The 19,458-nt window shown below is 33.4% G+C and carries 20 protein-coding genes and 1 other RNA gene; 12 read left to right on the forward strand and 9 right to left on the reverse strand.

Annotated elements, in window-relative coordinates; genetic code table 11:
• Window positions 1-215 precede the first annotated feature (215 nt).
• From ABD940_RS04255 to ABD940_RS04280, 6 genes are all read left to right on the forward strand, one after another.
• Window positions 216-1,037 carry a hypothetical protein gene (locus ABD940_RS04255; RefSeq protein ID WP_345200522.1) on the forward strand — a complete coding sequence of 274 codons (822 nt, stop codon included), beginning with the start codon at window positions 216-218 and terminating at the stop codon, window positions 1,035-1,037.
• Between the two features lies 1 nt (window position 1,038).
• The gene (locus ABD940_RS04260; protein WP_345200523.1) at window positions 1,039-1,842 is read left to right on the forward strand and encodes a hypothetical protein; all 804 of its coding nucleotides are present in this window, start codon (window positions 1,039-1,041) and stop codon (window positions 1,840-1,842) included.
• 18 nt (window positions 1,843-1,860) lie between these two features.
• Entirely contained in the window at window positions 1,861-2,682 is an 822-nt protein-coding gene (locus ABD940_RS04265) for a hypothetical protein (protein ID WP_345200524.1), read from the forward strand.
• 401 nt (window positions 2,683-3,083) lie between these two features.
• Window positions 3,084-5,192, forward strand: a complete 2,109-nt coding sequence (locus ABD940_RS04270; RefSeq protein WP_345200525.1) for a T9SS type A sorting domain-containing protein — start codon at window positions 3,084-3,086, stop codon at window positions 5,190-5,192.
• A 99-nt stretch (window positions 5,193-5,291) separates the two neighbouring features.
• Window positions 5,292-6,182: a DUF72 domain-containing protein gene (locus ABD940_RS04275; RefSeq protein ID WP_345200526.1), complete on the forward strand. Its 891-nt coding sequence runs from the start codon at window positions 5,292-5,294 to the stop codon at window positions 6,180-6,182.
• Window positions 6,183-6,376: 194 nt separating this feature from the next.
• On the forward strand, window positions 6,377-6,607 hold the full coding sequence (locus tag ABD940_RS04280) for a hypothetical protein (RefSeq protein WP_345200527.1): 231 nt from the start codon (window positions 6,377-6,379) through the stop codon (window positions 6,605-6,607).
• 77 nt (window positions 6,608-6,684) lie between these two features.
• Here ABD940_RS04280 and ABD940_RS04285 read toward each other — a convergent pair whose 3' ends face one another.
• The 8 genes from ABD940_RS04285 to ABD940_RS04320 all read right to left on the reverse strand — a co-directional run bounded on the left by ABD940_RS04285 (window position 6,685) and on the right by ABD940_RS04320 (window position 14,093).
• Entirely contained in the window at window positions 6,685-7,278 is a 594-nt protein-coding gene (locus ABD940_RS04285; protein ID WP_345200528.1) for a hypothetical protein, read from the reverse strand.
• Between the two features lie 39 nt (window positions 7,279-7,317).
• The gene (locus ABD940_RS04290; protein WP_345200529.1) at window positions 7,318-7,962 is read right to left on the reverse strand and encodes an HD domain-containing protein; all 645 of its coding nucleotides are present in this window, start codon (window positions 7,960-7,962) and stop codon (window positions 7,318-7,320) included.
• The gene (locus tag ABD940_RS04295) at window positions 7,962-8,801 is read right to left on the reverse strand and encodes an alpha/beta hydrolase family protein (RefSeq protein WP_345200530.1); all 840 of its coding nucleotides are present in this window, start codon (window positions 8,799-8,801) and stop codon (window positions 7,962-7,964) included. Before ABD940_RS04295 ends, ABD940_RS04290 begins: the two co-directional genes overlap by 1 nt.
• 88 nt (window positions 8,802-8,889) lie before the next feature.
• On the reverse strand, window positions 8,890-9,780 hold the full coding sequence (locus ABD940_RS04300) for a ribokinase (RefSeq protein ID WP_345200531.1): 891 nt from the start codon (window positions 9,778-9,780) through the stop codon (window positions 8,890-8,892).
• A gap of 87 nt (window positions 9,781-9,867) precedes the next feature.
• Window positions 9,868-10,503 (reverse strand): DUF4241 domain-containing protein, encoded by a 636-nt coding sequence (locus ABD940_RS04305; RefSeq protein ID WP_345200532.1) that lies wholly within the window; start codon window positions 10,501-10,503, stop codon window positions 9,868-9,870.
• A gap of 10 nt (window positions 10,504-10,513) precedes the next feature.
• Window positions 10,514-10,828, reverse strand: coding sequence for a hypothetical protein (locus ABD940_RS04310; RefSeq protein ID WP_345200534.1), 315 nt, complete (start codon window positions 10,826-10,828; stop codon window positions 10,514-10,516).
• A 7-nt stretch (window positions 10,829-10,835) separates the two neighbouring features.
• Complete coding sequence (locus ABD940_RS04315; protein WP_345200536.1) at window positions 10,836-11,450, reverse strand: hypothetical protein; 615 nt, start codon at window positions 11,448-11,450, stop codon at window positions 10,836-10,838.
• 27 nt (window positions 11,451-11,477) lie between these two features.
• Window positions 11,478-14,093 (reverse strand): valine--tRNA ligase, encoded by a 2,616-nt coding sequence (locus ABD940_RS04320; protein ID WP_345200537.1) that lies wholly within the window; start codon window positions 14,091-14,093, stop codon window positions 11,478-11,480.
• 128 nt (window positions 14,094-14,221) lie between these two features.
• Here ABD940_RS04320 and ABD940_RS04325 point away from each other — a divergent pair, with 128 nt between their 5' ends.
• Window positions 14,222-14,707, forward strand: a complete 486-nt coding sequence (locus tag ABD940_RS04325) for a DUF1573 domain-containing protein (protein WP_345200538.1) — start codon at window positions 14,222-14,224, stop codon at window positions 14,705-14,707.
• 134 nt (window positions 14,708-14,841) lie between these two features.
• On the forward strand, window positions 14,842-15,714 hold the full coding sequence (locus ABD940_RS04330; RefSeq protein WP_345200539.1) for a polyphosphate kinase 2 family protein: 873 nt from the start codon (window positions 14,842-14,844) through the stop codon (window positions 15,712-15,714).
• A 175-nt stretch (window positions 15,715-15,889) separates the two neighbouring features.
• On the opposite strand, the gene rnpB is transcribed toward ABD940_RS04330, so the two are convergent.
• An RNA gene (gene rnpB / locus ABD940_RS04335) (RNase P RNA component class A) lies at window positions 15,890-16,212 on the reverse strand.
• 157 nt (window positions 16,213-16,369) lie between these two features.
• Here rnpB and ABD940_RS04340 point away from each other — a divergent pair.
• The 4 genes from ABD940_RS04340 (at window position 16,370) to ABD940_RS04355 (ending at window position 19,457) form a co-directional block, all read left to right on the forward strand.
• On the forward strand, window positions 16,370-16,861 hold the full coding sequence (locus ABD940_RS04340) for an RNA polymerase sigma factor (protein ID WP_072954385.1): 492 nt from the start codon (window positions 16,370-16,372) through the stop codon (window positions 16,859-16,861).
• A complete protein-coding gene (locus ABD940_RS04345) occupies window positions 16,854-17,528 on the forward strand; it encodes a beta-carotene 15,15'-monooxygenase (RefSeq protein ID WP_345200541.1) in 675 nt (224 codons plus the stop codon). Before ABD940_RS04340 ends, ABD940_RS04345 begins: the two co-directional genes overlap by 8 nt.
• Before the next feature lie 61 nt (window positions 17,529-17,589).
• Entirely contained in the window at window positions 17,590-19,212 is a 1,623-nt protein-coding gene (locus ABD940_RS04350) for an AMP-binding protein (protein WP_345200542.1), read from the forward strand.
• 68 nt (window positions 19,213-19,280) lie between these two features.
• The gene (locus ABD940_RS04355) at window positions 19,281-19,457 is read left to right on the forward strand and encodes a bacteriocin-like protein (protein WP_345200544.1); all 177 of its coding nucleotides are present in this window, start codon (window positions 19,281-19,283) and stop codon (window positions 19,455-19,457) included.
• Window position 19,458 lies beyond the last annotated feature (1 nt).

The raw sequence follows: 19,458 nt of genomic DNA on the forward strand, positions 1-19,458 counted from the left end.
GCTTTTTTGTTTTGGATTAAAAAAATGTTAAATTTTACTCTCACACTCATAATAAATTATCATTATTAAATCCTTCATGAATAAAGGAAATTTTTAATATTTATCCCCCAATTTCTTGACTCCACTGACATATCCCATTGATTTTCAATCAATAATAATTCATAATTTTTTATACATTTGCATAATTAACACAAAAATTATTTCAAAAGAATGTTATGAAGAAATATTTTTCGCCTATTAGTGTTATTACATTAATTTTATTAACATCTGTACAGGCAAAATCTCAGGTAAAAATTTCAAACTCTTCGGGAACAGTTAATACAGAAAGTATTTTAGAGTTAGAAAGCTCGTCTAATAACAAAGGTTTCTTACTTACAAGAATTGCTTTACAGTCCACTACTTCAGCATCTCCGTTGACTGCTCACAGTGCAGGAATGATTGTTTATAATACAGCAACAGCAGGATCTGCTCCAAATAATGTAACCCCAGGAATGTATTATAATTCCGGAACGAGCTGGATAAAATTATCTGCTAAAGCACCAAAAATTGGAGACATTAAAAACGGATTCCAAACTGCCGATCACAAAGGTTGGTACCTACTGAATGGTAGAGTTGTAAGTACTCTGGCTACAAATCCAAAAGCAAGAGCAACAGCTTTAGGCTTTACAACCAATCTACCCGATGCAACAGATCGTTTTTTGAAAAATACAGGAGGTACGGATAATTTGGCAACTGCTTCGGGAACTGATAATTTCACTTTAACACAAGCAAATTTACCCAATGTAACATTTACCGGAACAACAAATGTTACCGGAAATCATACCCATACTTATACGGACAACCCAGTAAATTCTGCGACAAACGGAGTTGTATCAGGAACTAATAATCCTATTTCCGATACATCAAGTGTAAATGACAACACAACTACGGATGGCAATCATACACACAGTTTAAGTTTTACTTTGGGAAGCAGCCAGCCTGTAAACATTCAGCCAAACAATATTGTTACAAATGTCTTTATCTATTTAGGAAATTAATATGAAAACAAAATTTTTCTACACCTTTACTGTTTTATTTTTATTTGTCACACACAAAGCGCAAGTTGGCATTGGCACTACAACACCATCTAACTCTGCAGTTTTAGAATTGAACAGTACCAATAAAGGCTTTCTAATGAATACAATAGCTTTAACATCGATAACATCTCCAAGTCCTTTCGGAAGCAATGTGGAGGGAATGTGGGTTTACAATACCGCAACAGCAGGAACACCACCCAATAATGTAATTCCCGGACTTTACTATAATGACGGAACAAAGTGGGTTCTGATGTCTATCAATAATGATCTCCCTAAAATCGGAGATATAAAATCCAGTATGGCAACGATAGATCATGATGGATGGTATTTACTGAACGGACGCAATGTTTCCACTTTACCATCAATCAGTCAGACAAATGCTGCAACTTTAGGTTTCAGCACGACTATTCCGAATTCAAGTGACAGGATTATAAAAGGTAAAAATACTTCAGAATCTATAAATGCAACAGGGGGAAGCAATTCTTATTCGGTTACACAGGCTAATCTTCCAAATGTGAATATAACTGGAACAACTTCTTCTGCGGGAGCACATACACACAATTATACCAACAGAGGTGTCAACTATTGGAATTACAATGCCGGAAGCATCAATACAACAAGAACAATAGATACAGAGGTAAGAACAACAGGAGCTTCAGGAGATCATAGTCATACGATTTCGGTAGCAAGTGGTGGAACCAATACAGCTATTGCCCAATATCCGAAGCATTTGGTTGTACAATATTTTATTTATCTTGGAAAATAACACAAATAAACTTTAGTAATGAAAAAATTAGTTTTTGCCATCATATTATTATCAATAAATTCTTTTATTAATGCACAGGTTTTAATCACCAATGGAATACCCACGAATCCTACTCCGAATCCAAACGCATTATTGGAAATTTATTCTCAAAATAACAATAAAGGGCTTTTAATGCCGAAAGTTTCATTAGTAACAACAGACAATCCCAATCCGCTTTCAAGCCATATTGCAGGAATGACAGTCTATAATACAAATACTTCTACCACAACTACACTTACGAGCGTAACACCCGGAATTTACTATAACGACGGAACTTCATGGAATAAACTCGAAGTGCAGACTCCAACCGTAGGAGATGTAAAATACAGCAATGTGACAACCGACCATGATGGATGGTATCTTTTGGATGGAAGATTAATCTCAAGTTTATCTTCTACGGCACAGACTGCCGCTTCATCACTAGGATTCACATCAGTACTTCCAAACAGTGCAGATAGATATCTGAAAGCAAAATCTGCCTCTGAAACTTTAGGTGCAGCAGGAGGAAATACATCTGTTGTTCTTACTCAGGCAAATCTCCCCAATAATACTTATAATACAACAACTTCGAGTACAGGTGCACACAATCACACATATAACGACAGAGCAAGTGGAACAGTAAACAGTATAGAATCGGGAAGTACAAAAACTGTTGTAGATAACGATTTCGCCATTTCCACAACTTCATCTGCAGGAGCACATACACATACATTTTCGATATCTACAGGTGGATCAAGCACGCCTTTGAATTTACAGCCTAAATATTTATCAGCTTATATTTTTGTTTATTTAGGACAATAGTCTAAGCTAAATCAATGATAACTTATTAGCCACGGAACTTTTCTGTGGCTTTTGTTTAGTTCCAAATGTAGAATGTCTCTTACATCTTTATAAATTTCTTATTATGCTTAAAGCCATATTATATAAAATATTATAACATTTCCTTTAGCGTGCTTTTTTATTTAAGTTTTTATAAGTTCATTTTCAAAACTATACTACATGAATTTGATTGTGTTGTATAATTTAATTTTATGCTTAATTATAAAATGTATTAATACAAAATATCTTATCTCAAAAGCATTAATAATCACATTATTTAAAATAAGTTTCAAAAAATAGGTAAATACAAAAATTACTACATTCGCAGCATCAAATTTCAAGCTTATAGAGCATTGATTGATATAATAAAAAACACTCAAATCATGAACAAATTATTATTTACACTTTGTGTAGGTTGTTTTTCCGCAGCTTACTCTCAAAATCTAAATTTTACAGATGTGAAATTCAAAGCTTTACTTTTAAGCTCAGGTTCTGGCAACCAAATTGCACAAAATTTTAGCGGAAATTATATTGCAATAGACGCCAATAATGACGGAGAAATTCAGGATTCGGAAGCACAGCAAGTTAAAATTTTAAATATAAAATTAAACGGAACTCCGACTTTCAATAATCTTCCCGATCAAATTATAGATGCTATTCTTTTTACAAATATTGAAGAATTATATGTAAATGATACGAAATCGGCTGTAATTAGTTTCTCTAATAATTCTAAGATTAAAAAAGTTTTGTACACGGGAACAGGTGGTTTCACGGATAATACGGGAACTGCACAAAATGTTTCAGTTGATTTTTCTTTTAATAACTGTTCATCTGTTCAGGATATTAATGAGTTTTCGAGAAATCTTGCAATGGGTTCATATTATATGGTTCCAAACTCTGTTTTAAGATTTAGCAATTGCCCGCAACTTACAGGAAATATCGTATTGAGCGGAAAAGCTATTAAACAACTTTATCTTGACAACTGCAATAATATTACCTCAATTACAGCAACTTCATGTTATGAGCTTGAAAAATTGCATTTTCAAAATTTAAATTCATTAGCCAACATTACAGTGGACGGAAACAGTGGTCCTTCGTGGATGCAGGTTTATAATCAAAATATAGATCTTACAGCAACCAATTGTGCCACGCTGCAAGAAATTAAATCAGATACAGATCATTATTACAGTGTTGGAGCTTATTTTTCTTCGGTAAATTTAAATGGTTCTACCAATCTAAAAAAAATAAAAGGACTGAATACTCCTTCTATTGATTTTTCGACAGCAGGATTATCAAATCTGGAAGAGCTTGACTGTTCGTTTTATAATAGAAATGTTTACAGTACAACTTCGGGAGTATATTTTGGAAACGTAACTTCATTAAATCTTGCCGGATTACCCAAACTTAAAATTTTAAAAGCATTCAATCAGCCAATTACCAATAATGTAAATTTTACCGCTGCAGCTGCTCTCCAAAATATTGATATTACAAATTCATGCGGCTATATGAATACGGTAAATGTGAACAATCTTGCCAATCTTAATACTTTAAAAACAGATAGGTTTGATACAATGGGAACGCAGGGAAACAACAATTTGCAAAAAATTACTGCAAAAAACTGTATAGCCTTGACCGATTTTGTTTTCAGAAACAATCAGGATCTAAAACAATTGGATATCCAAAATTGTCCGGGAATACAGAAGCTGGCAATCGGTTATTATGCGTCAATGAGCGACGGAATTTTCCCTGAACTAAATACTGTTAATCTTCTGCAATGCACAGGATTGAAAGAAATCACCATACAATCTACCAAAATAAACAGTTTAAATACTTCAGATTGTATTGCCTTAACTTCATTGGATCTTTCTGAAAACAATTTTCTGCCTTCCATTGATGTTTCAAACAATACAAAGTTAAAATATATCGGTCTTAAAAGTATGCCTTTAATTTCACAGGTAAATACTGCGACCAATAATAAGCTTGAAGTTGGAGATTTCATTAATTGTCCGCAAATTACTCAACTGAATTTTTCAAATTCTCCTGCCTTTAAATTCCTTACTTTATGGAACATGGCTAATCTTACCTATGCAAGCGTAAGAAATGGTTCTATCGAAGATGGATTGGATTTTATGAATTATAATTCTAATCTTACAGTTTGTGTAGACGATGCTCAGTTAGCCGATTCGCAGGCTCTTTATGCCGACATTACATTTACTACCAATTGCGGAAGTTTTTTAAGCGCAAAAGATTCTGAAATCAATAAAAATGACATCCAAATTGCACCGAATCCTGTGAAAGATTTTGTAATGGTAAAAGCTAAAGAAAACATCAAAAATATTAAAATATTTGATGTACAGGGAAGAGTAATATACAATCAGAATTGCAATCATGAATTGATGAAAATTGATTTGTCTTCTCATCCTTCCGGAAATTATATTGTAAAAGTTACCACCGACAAAACAGAAATATCCAAGAAGATTATCAAACAGTAATTCATAAACAACTAAGTTTTTTTAAGCAAAGACCATAGAAATTTTCTGTGGTTTTTGTTTTATATTTGTTTAAAGAGTTAATCACTAAAAACGTTAGATATGAAATTCGGACAAGTAGAAGATCCTTCAAAAATAGATTTTACATTACCAAAAGATCATCCTAAAACAAAGGAAATTTTGAGCGAAAACAAAAAAGGACTGGAAAATATTTCAATAGGATGTGCAAAGTGGAACAAAACCGACCTGAAAGGATTTTACCCGAAAGGAACAAAAGACGAACTTACTTATTATGCCACTCAGTTTAACTCTATTGAACTGAATGCTACTTTCTACGGAATGCCGACTCCGGAGCAAGTGCAGACATGGAAAGAAAAAACGCCTGCAGATTTCAAATTTTTCCCGAAAATCACCAACACTGTTTCACATTTCAGAAGATTAATTGATGTTACCGATCCTGTGACGCAATTTGCGACTTCTGTGTTGAACTTTGATGAAAAATTAGGAATGGTTTTCCTTCAGCTTCACGATAATTTTAAGCCAAAAGATTACAACAGGCTGGAAAAGTTCGTGAAAGAATGGCCAAAAGAAGTTCCGTTGGCAATTGAATTGAGAAATACCGAATGGTTCACGAATGAAGAAATCCTGAATACAACTTGTGAGCTTTTTGAAGAGCATAATATTACCAACATCATTGTAGATACTGCAGGAAGAAGAGATATGCTTCATATGCGACTTACCACTCCGAATGCATTTATCCGTTATGTAGGAGCAAATGCAGAAAGCGACTATGCAAGATTGGATGACTGGATGAAACATCTTACAAAATGGAAGAAAGAAGGTTTACAAAATGTGTACTTCTTCGTCCATCAAAATATCGAAAAAGCCTCTCCTCTACTTTCCGCCTATTTTATCAAAAAAATGAATGAAGAGTGGAAAACTGACATTCTAATACCACAAATGGCAACAGAAAGTACAGGAACATTATTTTAATAATTAATAATTTTCATTATTATTCACTAATTAGTGTAATAATTTATATTAAAAAACAAAATTTTAACGAAAATAATTCACTTTTTTATCCGGAAAAAAAATTAAAGGAAAAGCTCCTTTTTCATTATAAAATTTAGTAAATTAGAGAGTGTGATAAAATACATAAATGTTGAACCCCTCAAAAATTTAACGAAATGGAAAAGGAAATTTGTACAATCAGTATTACGAGCAACTGGCTCGGAGATGAATATACTTTTTATGAAGATGAAAAAATAAAAAGAAACTATGATAACAATAGTCTAAGTTCTGATGTAACCGAATGGCTGGAACCCAAGCAAATCAGTAAGCAGAATAAAGACAAACTTATCAAAAACTGTCCGGAAGAACTGAAGGAAAGAATCATGCTGATCCTGGATTATCCCTAAATTATTTCTGAAGAAAGATAAAAAACTGCAAGATTATATAAACTAAAATCCCAACTTGATATACAAGTCGGGATTTTTTATTTTTTATTTCTGATCAATAAAACCAAGTTGAGAAACAACAGAAGAAAATCAAGAGTGACCCAGATTCCTAGTTTGATGTTTTCGTAATTATAAGCATCAATTTGCTTCTTAGCAATATCAGAAAGTTTTACGCTTTGGTTAATGTAATTATTGACCTCAATGATCTGATCAATATTTTTATTCGGAACAGAATGTTGAGAAAAATACACAAGGTTTTTCTTTCCTAAATATCCTACAACCCAATATTCATCAGACTTTTCCATTCTTAGATATTGAATTCTGTAGTATTCTGAACGAATGTTGCCGATGTGCTCCGTTTCAATTGCTTTTCCTGCTTCAGGTTCATTAAGGTTGATTACGTAAAAATCTATCGGCTGCGGAAGTTTATTGATAACCTGCAATGCCACAGAATCTTGCACGATCCCAACAGAACTTTTTTTGATAAACCAATAGGTGAAAAAAGAAACTGCAAAAACCAACGTGATAATTCGGAATAATTTTGCCCATTCAGCACCTTTTCCCCTCTTTACTTTCGACAAAATAAGAGAGAAAACCAACGCCCAGAAAATCAGCAAAATGACAAATACCATGTTGCAAAGATACTTATTTTAAAAGGTTTTGGAAAAATGCTAATCAACATTCCATTCTTTGTAAAACTGATCGAGGAATTTTAACATAAAATCATGTCTTTCACCCGCAATTTCTTTTCCTTTCTCAGTATTTATCAGATCTTTCAACAATAATAACTTTTCGTAAAAATGATTGATTGTTGTTCCGTTGGATTTTTTGTATTCGTCTTTCGACATATTTAGTTTCGGCTCAACATTCGGATCGTACATCGGATTATTTTTAAAACCTCCAAAGTTGAACGTTCTTCCGATTCCGATGGCGCCAATCGCATCAATTCGGTCTGCATCCTGAACAATTTTCAGTTCAATCGGAAGATTTTGAGGAACTTCTCCCCTATTTTTAAACGAAATATTTTTAATAATAAACAAAACCTGCTCAATCAATTCTTCTGAAGCATTCTGACTTTCTAGAAACTCACGGGAAACTTTTAATGCCAATGTTTCATCGCCATTATGAAATTTCGGATCAGCAATATCGTGAAGCAAAGCCGCCAATTCTACCACTTCCTGATTACAATTTTCAGTTTCAGCAATCTTTTTAGACAGTTTCCATACTCTTTCGATGTGAAACCAGTCGTGTCCGGCTTCTGCACCTTCCAGTTTTTCTTTTACAAATTCTATCGTGTTTTCGATGAGGTTCTTCATTATATCAATTCATTTAAAATAATATTCCAGAGACTTTTATTATAGCTTCTAAAAAAATTAACGTGCCCGATTTCGCCTTTTTCCGATTCGGAAGTTCTGACTAATCTGTAGGTTGGCTGAAGATTCGGATAGGTATCATTTAACAGACTTTTCACCCCTTTCTCAGTTAACCAAACATCATCTTCAGCCCGAATTACGAATACTTTCTGCGTTAAATTTTTAGAATAATCATCAATTTTCTCCAACAAACCGTTGGTTGATTTCCTGTTTAAAATTAAGGTTCTCCAGTCATATGCACAATTTTTTGGAAGACTTTCTCCAAGCCCGAACCAATTTCCGGGGAAATATCCTAACAATGCGGTAGTTAAAGGCTGAGCAATTCCAAAACCAAGATAGGCTTCGATTTTTGTTTTAAATTTTAAATTTCCGACAAATGCATTTTGAGTTCCGACAAAAATAAATTCCTCGAACATTTCAGAATCCTTATTCATTCCTAAAATCAAAGCTCCGACGGAATGTCCTAAACAATATTTCTGATAATTGTTAAAATTTAATTTAATATAATCTGTCAGTGTTTTATAATCTTCTGAGCCCCAAATTCTCATCGAAGCATTGAAACCTTTCATATTTTGGGGTTTTGAAAGTCCGATTCCGCGATAATCGTAAGTAATGACAGTAAATCCTTTTTCAGAAAAATACTGAGCAAAAGAAAAATAAATCTGTTGTTTCACTCCCGTTGCAGAATTGATGAGCAAAAGTTTATGATTGCTTTTTTCAGGCAAAAAAAGATGTGTAATGATTGAAATATTATCCTGAGTTCTTAAGGTCAAACTTTCCATATTCAAAAAGAAAAAATCCACTATAAAAGTGGAAATTTTACTTTGTATTTTATGTTAAGTTTAAAACTTTCGATATGTAGCAAATAGCTTATGAGATGAAGTCTGAAACTCTTGGTAATCCCGTTTGCGAACCTTTTTTGGACGAAACTCTCGCAGAAACCTCATTCCCGAATTTCACACATTCTTCGATGGAATTACCATGACACAATGCAATGGAAAAACCTGCTGTAAAGGCATCTCCCATTCCCATTTTGTAATTGTTTTTATCGTTGTCTTTTCGACAATACTTCATTTCTGTTCCGTCAAAATAAACAGTAGAATTGATATCGTCTCTTACAAAAACCTTGTTGAAATATTTTTTAAGAATATCTTCTCTCTGATCTTCCCCGAAAACGATATGAAGTTCATTGCTTTTCACTACAATGAAATCTACGTTATCTAAAATTTCATTACTCAATCTTTGTGCAGGAGAAGCATACAATCCTATTTTTTTGCCATATTTTTTAGCTTTTCTTACTGTATATTCCACTACTTTCATTGAAACTTCCAATTGAAGAAGGACAAGATCTGTCGTATGAAAATATTTGTCGGCAGCCTCTACATGTTCAATACTCAGAAAATTATTTGCTGCGGGAACTACTACAATTGCTGCATTTCCATCGGAAGTCGTTACATAAGCCGTTCCTGTAGCTTCCTGATCAGTTTCATAGACAAAACCTACATTCACGTTTTCATTCACCATATTTCTCATGATCTGCTGACCAAGAGGATCCATTCCTACGCAACCTATAAAATATACGCTGGCTCCCAATCTTGCAGCTCCAACTGCCTGATTTGCGCCTTTACCTCCAAAATAACTCTCAGAATTATGGGCAATAACAGTTTCATTCTGACATGGAACTTTTTCTGTTTCTAAAACAAGATCAATCGATGAACTACCTACAACGATGATTTTTGGCTGTTCTGATGAAAAATTCATTGTGTTTTTTATTATTAGTTTAATATTTTGTGAGATTCTAGCAAATGTATAATATGGGAACTGTGTTTCAAAAATAATTAACTTTAATTAACTAATTTCGATAAATTCAGTCACTATTTTCACTGGCGCATTAATTTTATCATAAGCAATATAGCTTGCATAAAAACCTTCTCCATATCCCGTTTCAAAGGCAAAAATAGTTCCAGGATGATTTTCTGAGGGTTTTAAAAATGCATACTGATCTATTGCTCCATTCTCATCAAAGAAATATTCATGGAAAAATTCTTCATAAATCCCCATGAAATCTACACCTTTGTTGTGATATAGTTTCTGCTCCAGTTCATTCAGATTATGTTGCGTATTAACATCCATAAAGCATCCCATTCCGCTTTCTACAGGATATCCGAAGATTTCCTCTTCTGCCAAATCTTTGATATTCTGCCCCTCTGTCGTAGCTAATTTCCAGTCTGAAATTTCAGAATTACTGAAAATAATTTCAGCATAAGCAACACAATTACTCTCTCTTTCTTTATGTAACAAAACAGAAAAATTTCCTTTTGGAAATTCTGTAGTAAAGTGCTTCATATCGTTTGTAATTAAAGGATCACAAGCAACAAGCTTTCCACTTGAAAGATAGATCTTCCCAACTTCGAAACTTTCCAATAGCGGACTTTCCACGAAGTTTTTTGAGAATATTTTTTTTATATTTTCTATGTGTTTCATTTAGTTTTAATTAATCTTCACCACTTAAAGTGATGTATACATTTTCGTTTTCTACATTTTGACAAAACAAAATATCATTTAATTCGTCATGCTCACTTTTTATAATGATTAGTGTATAAATTTTAGGATCATTTGCAATTTCAACATTTTCTAGAGAGGAAATTTTTGCAGACATTACAAGACTTGAGTTTAAAACTATATTAATATAATGATCATCATTCAAAATTCCTTCCAATAATTCCCCGATCAGATAAAATTCTTTTTTTAATCTGATAGTAAAACTACTAATGACATTAAAAGTACCAACTTTATCTTTAAAATTCATTACACTTTTACCAACTACTGTTTTCAGATGATATTTTAAACAAACCTTCTTTGTATGGTTTCGTTATCTGCTCTATTCGACTTTCCAAAACTTCCCAGCTTTCGGTAGAATAAGAGCTTAAAACAGCGTTCAATTCAGCTTTATTATTATTCACATATTCTACAGGAACCGGAAAAAAATCATTCCAGTGAGGAACACAGCTTTCCGAACCTTGGTAGAGAGCAACTGTTCCTATTCTTTCATTCAGTTTGCCTTTTCCTTTATAAGCTATTATTTTCACGACAGGAAAACTTCCTGCAAATCCTTTGGTAAGATCCGTGGTTACTGCAAGTAGTTTTGGCTTTTCAGATATGATTATTCCTCCGTTAGAATCTCCATGTGCAAATTGCTCTTTTTTTCGTCTCCAGTAAAAAATATTTACAACTAAAAAAATGAAAAATGCAATACCTCCAAAAATCAACGAAATATCCAGAGCAAAAGCTAATGAAGCCAATAGAGCTATTAACAAAAAAACAGGTTTATACATATATCTCATCAATACCAAAGGCATCACTTTCACTCTGCCCGGATTAGAAGCTATTGTATCGCTGTCTAATGTGAAAATATCTCTATTGTCTTTCATATTTTAAAAGTTTATTTTAAAATATTCTTATAAACTTTTCAGCCTCTCTTCAAGAATTGCGATCTTGTCAAGAGCATCTTTTTGCTTTTTGCGCTCAACGTCTACAACTTCAGGCTTTGCATTGGCAACAAATTTTTCATTGGAAAGTTTTTTATCAACAGAAATCAAGAATCCTTTTAAATATTTCAATTCTTCTTCTGTCTTAATTTTTTCCTCTCCTAAATCTAAGTTTTCACTTAAAGGAATTGAAATTTCCGTTGCACCAACTAAAAATGTAAAGCTTGGCTTATCTGTTTTTGTTCCGAAATGAATTTCTGAAACGTTTGCTAACTTTTTAATAACAGGTTCATTCGCAAATTCTGAAGCATTTGTATAAATTTCAACAACTTCTTTTGGTGAAATTCCTTTTGTCTGACGGTAATTTCTAACTCCGGAAATCACTTCTGATGCTGTCTCGAAATTTTTAATAATATCTTCACTAAATCCTTCTGCTTTTTTCTGCTGAGAAATCATTAAAGCATCTTCTATTTTTCTTTCGGAAATAGTTTGCCACAATTCTTCCGTTAAGAAAGGCATAAATGGATGCAATAATTTCATTAATTCTTCAAAAAGAGCAACCGTTTTATTATAGACTTCCTTAGAAATTCCTTCACCATAATTTGGCTTAATTGCTTCTAAATACCAAGAACAGAAATCGTCCCAGATTAATTTATAGATCAAATGTAAAGCATCAGAAATTCTGAATTTTTCAAACTGATCATCAATTTCAACAATTGTTTTGTTCAATTTATTTTCGAACCATTCGATTGCCTGAAGTTCTGTTGAATTTGCAGGTTTATCTTCATGATTCCACATATTGATCAATCGGAATGCACTCCAGATTTTCGACATGAAATTTCTTCCCTGAAGCATCAGATCTTCATCAAAAAGAAGGTCATTTCCAGCCGCAGAACTTAATAAAATTCCTACACGAACTCCATCTGCACCATATTTATCCATCAATTCCAACGGATCAGGTGAATTTCCTAAAGATTTTGACATCTTTCTTCTCTGCTTATCTCTTACAATTCCTGTAAAATAAACATTTTTAAACGGAACTTCTTTTCTGTATTCCAATCCTGCTATGATCATTCTTGCCACCCAGAAGAAAATAATATCCGGACCTGTAACCAAATCCGAAGTTGGATAGTAATAATTAATATCTTTATTTTCAGGATCGTTCAAGCCATCGAAAACAGACATTGGCCACAACCAAGATGAGAACCATGTATCAAGAGCGTCTTCGTCTTGTTTTAAGTTGTCGGTCGTTAGTTGATCATTGTTTGTTTTTTGTTTTGCTAAAACTAAAGCTTCTTCAATGTTTTCTGCAACTACAAAGTCATTTTCTCCGTCTCCGTAATAAAATGCAGGAATTTGCTGACCCCACCAAAGCTGACGGGAAATGTTCCAGTCGCGGATGTTTTCCATCCAGTGTTTGTAGGTATTTTTAAACTTTTCAGGATAAAATTTCACCTCATCATCCATTACAACATCCAAAGCTGGTTTTGCAATTTCAGACATTTTTAAGAACCACTGAACAGAAACTTTAGGCTCAATAACTGCGCCTGTTCTTTCTGAAGTTCCTACTTTATTTACGTAATCTTCTGCTTTTAACAAAAGATCTTTTTCTTCTAATTCTTTTGCGATCTGCTTTCTTACGTCAAATCTGTTTTTTCCGGCGTAATGTTGACCGTAATCATTCAAATTTCCATCATCATCCAAAGAATCAATCATTTGAAGATTATGTTTTTGTCCGATTTCATAGTCATTAACGTCGTGAGCAGGAGTAATTTTTAAAGCACCAGTTCCGAATTCGATATCAACATATTCATCTTCAATTATCGGAACTACTCTATTTACGATCGGTACGATTACGTTTTTACCTTTCAGATGAGCATATCTCTCATCATTAGGATTGATACAAACTGCTGTGTCGCCAAAAATCGTTTCAGGACGCGTTGTAGCAACCGAAAGAAATTCTTCTGTACCTTCGATTTTATATTTTAGGAAATATAATTTTCCGTTTTGTTCTTTAAATATTACTTCTTCATCAGAAATATTGGTTTTAGCTTCCGGATCCCAGTTTACCATTCTGTAACCACGATAAATCAATCCTTTATTGTATAAATCAACAAAAGATTTGATAACCTGCTGAGAAAGTTTAGGCTCCATAGTGAAACGTGTTCTGTCCCAATCACATGAACAACCTAATTTTTTCAACTGCTCAAGGATGGTTCCTCCGTATTTGTCGGTCCATTCCCAAGCGTGCTTTAGAAATTCTTCTCTTGTAATATCAGATTTATTGACACCTTCAGACTTCAGTTTAGCAACAACTTTCGCTTCAGTAGCAATTGAAGCGTGATCTGTTCCCGGAACCCAACAAGCATTAAAGCCCTGCATTCTTGCACGACGGACCAGAACATCCTGAATGGTATTGTTAAGCATATGCCCCATGTGCAAAATCCCCGTTACGTTTGGCGGAGGAATTACAATCGTATAAGGCGGCTTATCATTTGGCTCTGAATGGAAGTACTTGTTTTCCAACCAGTAATTGTACCACTTTTGTTCTGTTTCCTGTGGATTGTACTTTTCTGAAATCTGCATAGATTCTATTTCTTTAATTTACAATTTGCAAAAATAGTCTAAAGAAAAAAAATTTTAAGTATGAATTAAAATAATTTTTAACTTTGTTTCTCAAAATTTATCTAACAACATATTTAATATTCAAGGATATGAAAAAATTAATCGCAGGAATTGCTTTATTCGGAACATTCGCATTGGCATCTGCACAAACTATCACGTTTGACAAAACTACTTTCGACTATGGAACTATAAAGCCTAGTTCAGACGGTATCAGATTTTTCACTGTGACAAACACTGGTGATAAGCCTCTTATACTTTCAAACGTAAAAGCATCTTGTGGATGTACAACTCCTGAATTCAGCCAGGATCCTATTATGCCTGGAAAATCTGCTAAAATCAAAGTTGGATACAACACTGGTATCAATGGTGGTTTCAACAAAATGATCGAAGTATTTTCTAACGACCCTGCAAACAGCAGAAGCGTAATCTACATCAAAGGAAACGTAGATGCAAATGCTCCTGAACCAAAACCATTAACTCCTGAAGAGTTAAAAGCTAAAGCTAAGGAAGAGAAAGCTGCTGCAAAGGCTGCTGCTAAAGAAGCAAAGAAAGCCGCTAAAGCTGCTGCAAAATAGTAAATCTCTACTCAAAATAAAGAAACCGTCTCCATCGAGGCGGTTTTTTTATTATATTTATGTTAGATAAGATATTAGACTTCTACTAAATCTTAAAATTTAGAATTCAAATTAATTAAACTATTTAAAAATATATGAACACCAATTTCTCAGATGACTTTTTAGTTAAAGGAAAATTTTCAATAAAAAAAGCTTCAACGGAATATAAAGGAAAACTTACAAAAGAAGAAGGCGCACAATTATTAATTCAGGAAAAAGAAAAACTTCGTGAGCTTCAGGAAAGGTTATATTCTGACGGAAGCAAATCTATTTTGGTTGTTTTGCAAGCTATGGATGCTGCAGGAAAAGACAGTTTGATAGAACATGTTTTCGGAGGCGTAAATCCACAAGGCTGTAACGTGACCAGCTTTAAAACTCCAAGCTCTAAGGAGTATGCTCATGATTTTTTATGGAGACATTATCTGGCTTTACCTCAAAAAGGAATGATTGGGATTTTCAACCGTTCACATTATGAAAGTGTGTTGGTTTGTAAAGTTCATCCTGAATATAATTTAAGTGAAAAAACATGGAAATCCGTAAAAGATTTTGACGATAAATTCTGGGAAAACCGCTACGAAAGCATCAGAAATTTTGAAAAACACTTGACTCAAAACGGAACAACTATTATAAAAATATTTTTAAACGTTTCTAAAGACGAGCAAAAGAAAAGACTTCTCGACAGAATCAACGAACAGGAAAAAAACTGGAAATTCTCTACAGCCGATCTTCCTGAAAGAGCTTTATTTGACAAATATATGGAATGCTACGAAACAGCCATCAACGAAACTTCAAAAGATGATGCACCGTGGTACGTTCTTCCTGCTGATAACAAATGGTTTGCAAGAGTTGCTGCAATTCAGATTATTATTGATGCTTTAGAAAAAATGGATTTAAAATATCCACAGCTTTCAAAAGAAGACAAATTGGGTTTAGAAGAGGCAAAAAAACAATTGGAGAGTGAGAAATAAAATTTAAACTATATAAAATAGATGCTTCGACAAGCTCAGCATGACAACTCTAATACTATCTGTTATATTAACAGTTAAATTACCAGCGATGTCACGCTAAGTTTGTCGAAGCATTTTTAAATTTAAATAAAAAAATCAAAGCATAAACCTTGAATTCTTAATTTTAAACAAAAAAATCACGAGAAAATCTATAAGCCGGATTTTGTACTTTAAAAAAGTGCCTGTTATTTATCTACGTTGTACATTACTGCAAAACTTGAGCTGATTACCCCTCGGCTTTCAGAGCGAGCAACTCCTATTTTCATTGCTGAAAAGAACCGATATACTTATCATTGCACCACAAAGAGTTTACCTGGTTTCACTACAGCCGAACTGTACATACTTTCTGTTGCACTTGTCCTACCCTCACGGGTGACGGATGTTATCCGCTTTGATGCTCTATGGTGTCCGGACTTTCCTACCCTTATCGAAATAAGAATCAACAAGCCGACTTTCTCGTGGCTGCAAAGATACAATTTAATGTCACAATTTACCTATGTAAACAATCTAACCATATAAAAATGCGCTATTTTACGGATTGCTACATTGTTAGATTATTAAATTGTTAGATTGAGATTTTGTCGTTATCTTCGTGCAACTAAATTACACATCTACATTGGCTTCAAAGGAAAAGGAATTTGCGCAACTTATTAAGGATAATCAGGGATTGATTATTAAGGTTTCGCGTCTTTATACCAATTCTTTGGAGGATGAGGAAGATCTTTTTCAGGAAATTGTGTTGCAATTATGGAGAAGTTATGACTCATTTAAAGGAAATTCTAAAATTTCTACCTGGATGTACCGTGTTGCCTTAAATACAGCCATTACTCTTTTCAGAAAAAAAAGCAAAAGCCTACCAACTAATGAGTTAGACATTAATCATGCAGATTTTATTGAAGATGATGATGAAAAACAACAACAGGTATCACTTTTGTATACTGTAATAAAGACTCTTCCTAATGTGGAAAGAGCAATCGTAATGATGTATCTGGATGATTTGCCTTACAAGGATATTGCTGAAAACCTCGGGATCACCGAAGTAAATGCGCGTGTGAAAATGAACAGATTAAAGAAAACCCTTAAAGAACAGATGGAAAAATATGCCTGAATTTGATTTAGACAGTTTTAAGAAAACATGGCAGGAACAGCCTGTTCAGGAGAAATACGACAACAAGGAAATCCTTCAGATGTTGAACAGAAAATCGCGTAATTATGTGAAATATATTTTCTGGATCAGTGTTTTTGAGTTTTTCTTTTTCTCTGTGATGGGCATATTTTATTTCTTTCAAGGGGATGAAACGAATGGTTTTTTAAGTTATCTTGAAAAGTTAGGCGCAAGAAAAACACCTGAAGTTGAAAACAGTTTTGATAATATTTATTTGATTTTAAAAATATTAAGTCTTGTTGTTACCGCATATTTCGTTTATAAGTTTTACCAAAATTATCGTAAAATACGAATTGAAGAAAATCTTAAAGGGCTGATTACAAGAATCATCAAATTTAAAAAGACCGTAAATGCCTTTATTTTAATAAGCATACTTTTGTTGGTAGCTTTCACTTCTATTTTTACGATTTTTATATTTTATTCTTTAAATTCTCAAAATATTGAGCCAAAAAATTCTGAGCTGATTATATTCGTTATAGGAATTGTATTAACGACAGGTCTTTCTGCTTTACTGATCTGGCTTTATTACAGGTTGGTTTATGGAATCATCATGAAAAAGCTCGATAAAAATTTAATTCAATTAAAAGAAATTGATTCTCAGGAAATTTAACATAAAAAGCAAGAATTTAAGATATTATTGTTAATTTTATTTAACCAAATCTTTTTATTCTATGCAAATATCCTATGTTCACGGTGGATCCGACATTCCATTATTAGGCGAAACGATCGGAAACAACCTTAAACACACCGTTGAAAAATTTCCAAATCACGAAGCATTAATCTTTGTACATCAAAATTACCGTGCGACTTATCAGGAATTTTACAATCAGACAACTGCGGTTGCAAAAGCTTTAATTTTCCTTGGTGCAAAATCCGGCGACCGTATCGGAATCTGGTCTACAAATCGCTATGAATGGGTTCTTTTACAATATGCTACGGCAAGAATCGGAGTTATTTTAGTAAATATCAATCCTGCGTACCGAACCAGCGAATTGATTTTTGTAATCAATCAATCCGAAATGTCACATATTTTTTCGGCTTTAGCTTTTAAATCAAGTAATTATAAAAAAATGATTGCTGATGCGAGAGAATTTTGTACTACTTTAAAATCTGAAATTTTCTTTGATCACAATTGGGAAGAATTTTTAAATAACGGACAGGAAATTTCGGATGATACTTTACACAGTTTTGAGGAACACGTTCAATTTGATGATCCTGTGAATATTCAATATACTTCCGGAACGACAGGCTTTCCAAAAGGTGTTACACTTTCTCATCATAATATTTTAAATAACGGATATTTTATCGGAATAAGACTAAAATATACCGAAAAAGACAGAGTCTGTATCCCTGTTCCTTTTTACCATTGTTTTGGAATGGTGATCGGAAATATTTGTTGCACAACTCACGGAGCTTGTATGATTATTCCAAATGACAGTTTTGATCCTGATATTACGTTAAAAGTCGTTTCTGATGAAAAATGTACCTCATTATACGGAGTTCCGACTATGTTTATTGCTGAATTGGCAGTAAAAAATTTCGATACTTTTGATTTTTCAAGCTTAAGAACAGGTGTGATGGCCGGTTCAGTTTGTCCTCCTGAAATTATGAAAAAAGTTGAAAATTTAATGAATATCAAAGAAATGAGTATCTGCTACGGAATGACAGAAACGTCTCCCGTTTCAACTCAAACATTGATAGGAACACCTTTTGAAAAACAAGTTAATACAGTTGGAACTGTCCAGAATCATTTAGAAATAAAAATTATAGATGAAAGCGGAAAAATCGTTGAACGCGGTGAACATGGAGAATTATGCACAAGAGGTTATTCCGTCATGCTTAAATATTGGAATGATCCTGAAAATACAAAAAAAGTTCTCGATGACTCACGTTGGATGCATACAGGAGACATGGCTGTAATGGATGAAGAAGGTTATATCACGATTTCCGGAAGGATAAAAGACCTTATTATTCGTGGTGGAGAAAATATTTCGCCAAAAGAAATTGAAGACTTCTTATATACTTATCCTAATATTTTAGATGTTCAGATCATTGGAGTTCCGAGTGAAAAATTCGGGGAAGAGGTAATGGCTTGGGTAAAAGTGAGACAAGGTTTTGATGTAACCGAAGAAGAACTTTTGGATTATTGTAAAGGAAGAATCGCTCATTATAAAGTCCCGAAATACTGGAAGTTTGTAGAAGAATTCCCAATGACTATTTCAGGAAAAATAAGAAAAGTAGAAATGAGAGAAGTTTCTATGAAAGAACTCGGCTTAGAAAAAGTGAATAATTAACTAAAATATAAATAAAGCGTATTCCGAAAAGCTTAAAGAGTAGGAGAAATCATCAAATCAAAATTACTATGAAAAATCTGAAAAAATTAAAAAGAAATGAGTTGAAAAACTTAACAGGAGGCGGAAAAATTTGCTACTGTTTGGTGAGTCCAGATCCTTGTTATGATCTAAACGTTAATAATCAGGGAAGACCTTATGTTTTTAACTGTTGTACATCAACATGCGAACAGCAAGGTCCTTTTTAAA

Source organism: Chryseobacterium ginsengisoli, assembly GCF_039542325.1.
Classification (GTDB): Bacteria; Bacteroidota; Bacteroidia; order Flavobacteriales; family Weeksellaceae; genus Chryseobacterium; species Chryseobacterium ginsengisoli.

Bases quoted from the DNA above. Each gene is read 5' to 3' on its own strand.
- ABD940_RS04255 (WP_345200522.1), top strand. From the start codon at position 216: ATGAAGAAATATTTTTCGCCTATTAGTGTTATTACATTAATTTTATTA.
- ABD940_RS04260 (WP_345200523.1), top strand. From the start codon at position 1,039: ATGAAAACAAAATTTTTCTACACCTTTACTGTTTTATTTTTATTTGTC.
- ABD940_RS04265 (WP_345200524.1), top strand. From the start codon at position 1,861: ATGAAAAAATTAGTTTTTGCCATCATATTATTATCAATAAATTCTTTT.
- ABD940_RS04270 (WP_345200525.1), top strand. From the start codon at position 3,084: ATGAACAAATTATTATTTACACTTTGTGTAGGTTGTTTTTCCGCAGCT.
- ABD940_RS04275 (WP_345200526.1), top strand. From the start codon at position 5,292: ATGAAATTCGGACAAGTAGAAGATCCTTCAAAAATAGATTTTACATTA.
- ABD940_RS04280 (WP_345200527.1), top strand. From the start codon at position 6,377: ATGGAAAAGGAAATTTGTACAATCAGTATTACGAGCAACTGGCTCGGA.
- ABD940_RS04285 (WP_345200528.1), bottom strand. From the start codon at position 7,278: ATGGTATTTGTCATTTTGCTGATTTTCTGGGCGTTGGTTTTCTCTCTT.
- ABD940_RS04290 (WP_345200529.1), bottom strand. From the start codon at position 7,962: ATGAAGAACCTCATCGAAAACACGATAGAATTTGTAAAAGAAAAACTG.
- ABD940_RS04295 (WP_345200530.1), bottom strand. From the start codon at position 8,801: ATGGAAAGTTTGACCTTAAGAACTCAGGATAATATTTCAATCATTACA.
- ABD940_RS04300 (WP_345200531.1), bottom strand. From the start codon at position 9,780: ATGAATTTTTCATCAGAACAGCCAAAAATCATCGTTGTAGGTAGTTCA.
- ABD940_RS04305 (WP_345200532.1), bottom strand. From the start codon at position 10,503: ATGAAACACATAGAAAATATAAAAAAAATATTCTCAAAAAACTTCGTG.
- ABD940_RS04310 (WP_345200534.1), bottom strand. From the start codon at position 10,828: ATGAATTTTAAAGATAAAGTTGGTACTTTTAATGTCATTAGTAGTTTT.
- ABD940_RS04315 (WP_345200536.1), bottom strand. From the start codon at position 11,450: ATGAAAGACAATAGAGATATTTTCACATTAGACAGCGATACAATAGCT.
- ABD940_RS04320 (WP_345200537.1), bottom strand. From the start codon at position 14,093: ATGCAGATTTCAGAAAAGTACAATCCACAGGAAACAGAACAAAAGTGG.
- ABD940_RS04325 (WP_345200538.1), top strand. From the start codon at position 14,222: ATGAAAAAATTAATCGCAGGAATTGCTTTATTCGGAACATTCGCATTG.
- ABD940_RS04330 (WP_345200539.1), top strand. From the start codon at position 14,842: ATGAACACCAATTTCTCAGATGACTTTTTAGTTAAAGGAAAATTTTCA.
- ABD940_RS04345 (WP_345200541.1), top strand. From the start codon at position 16,854: ATGCCTGAATTTGATTTAGACAGTTTTAAGAAAACATGGCAGGAACAG.
- ABD940_RS04350 (WP_345200542.1), top strand. From the start codon at position 17,590: ATGCAAATATCCTATGTTCACGGTGGATCCGACATTCCATTATTAGGC.
- ABD940_RS04355 (WP_345200544.1), top strand. From the start codon at position 19,281: ATGAAAAATCTGAAAAAATTAAAAAGAAATGAGTTGAAAAACTTAACA.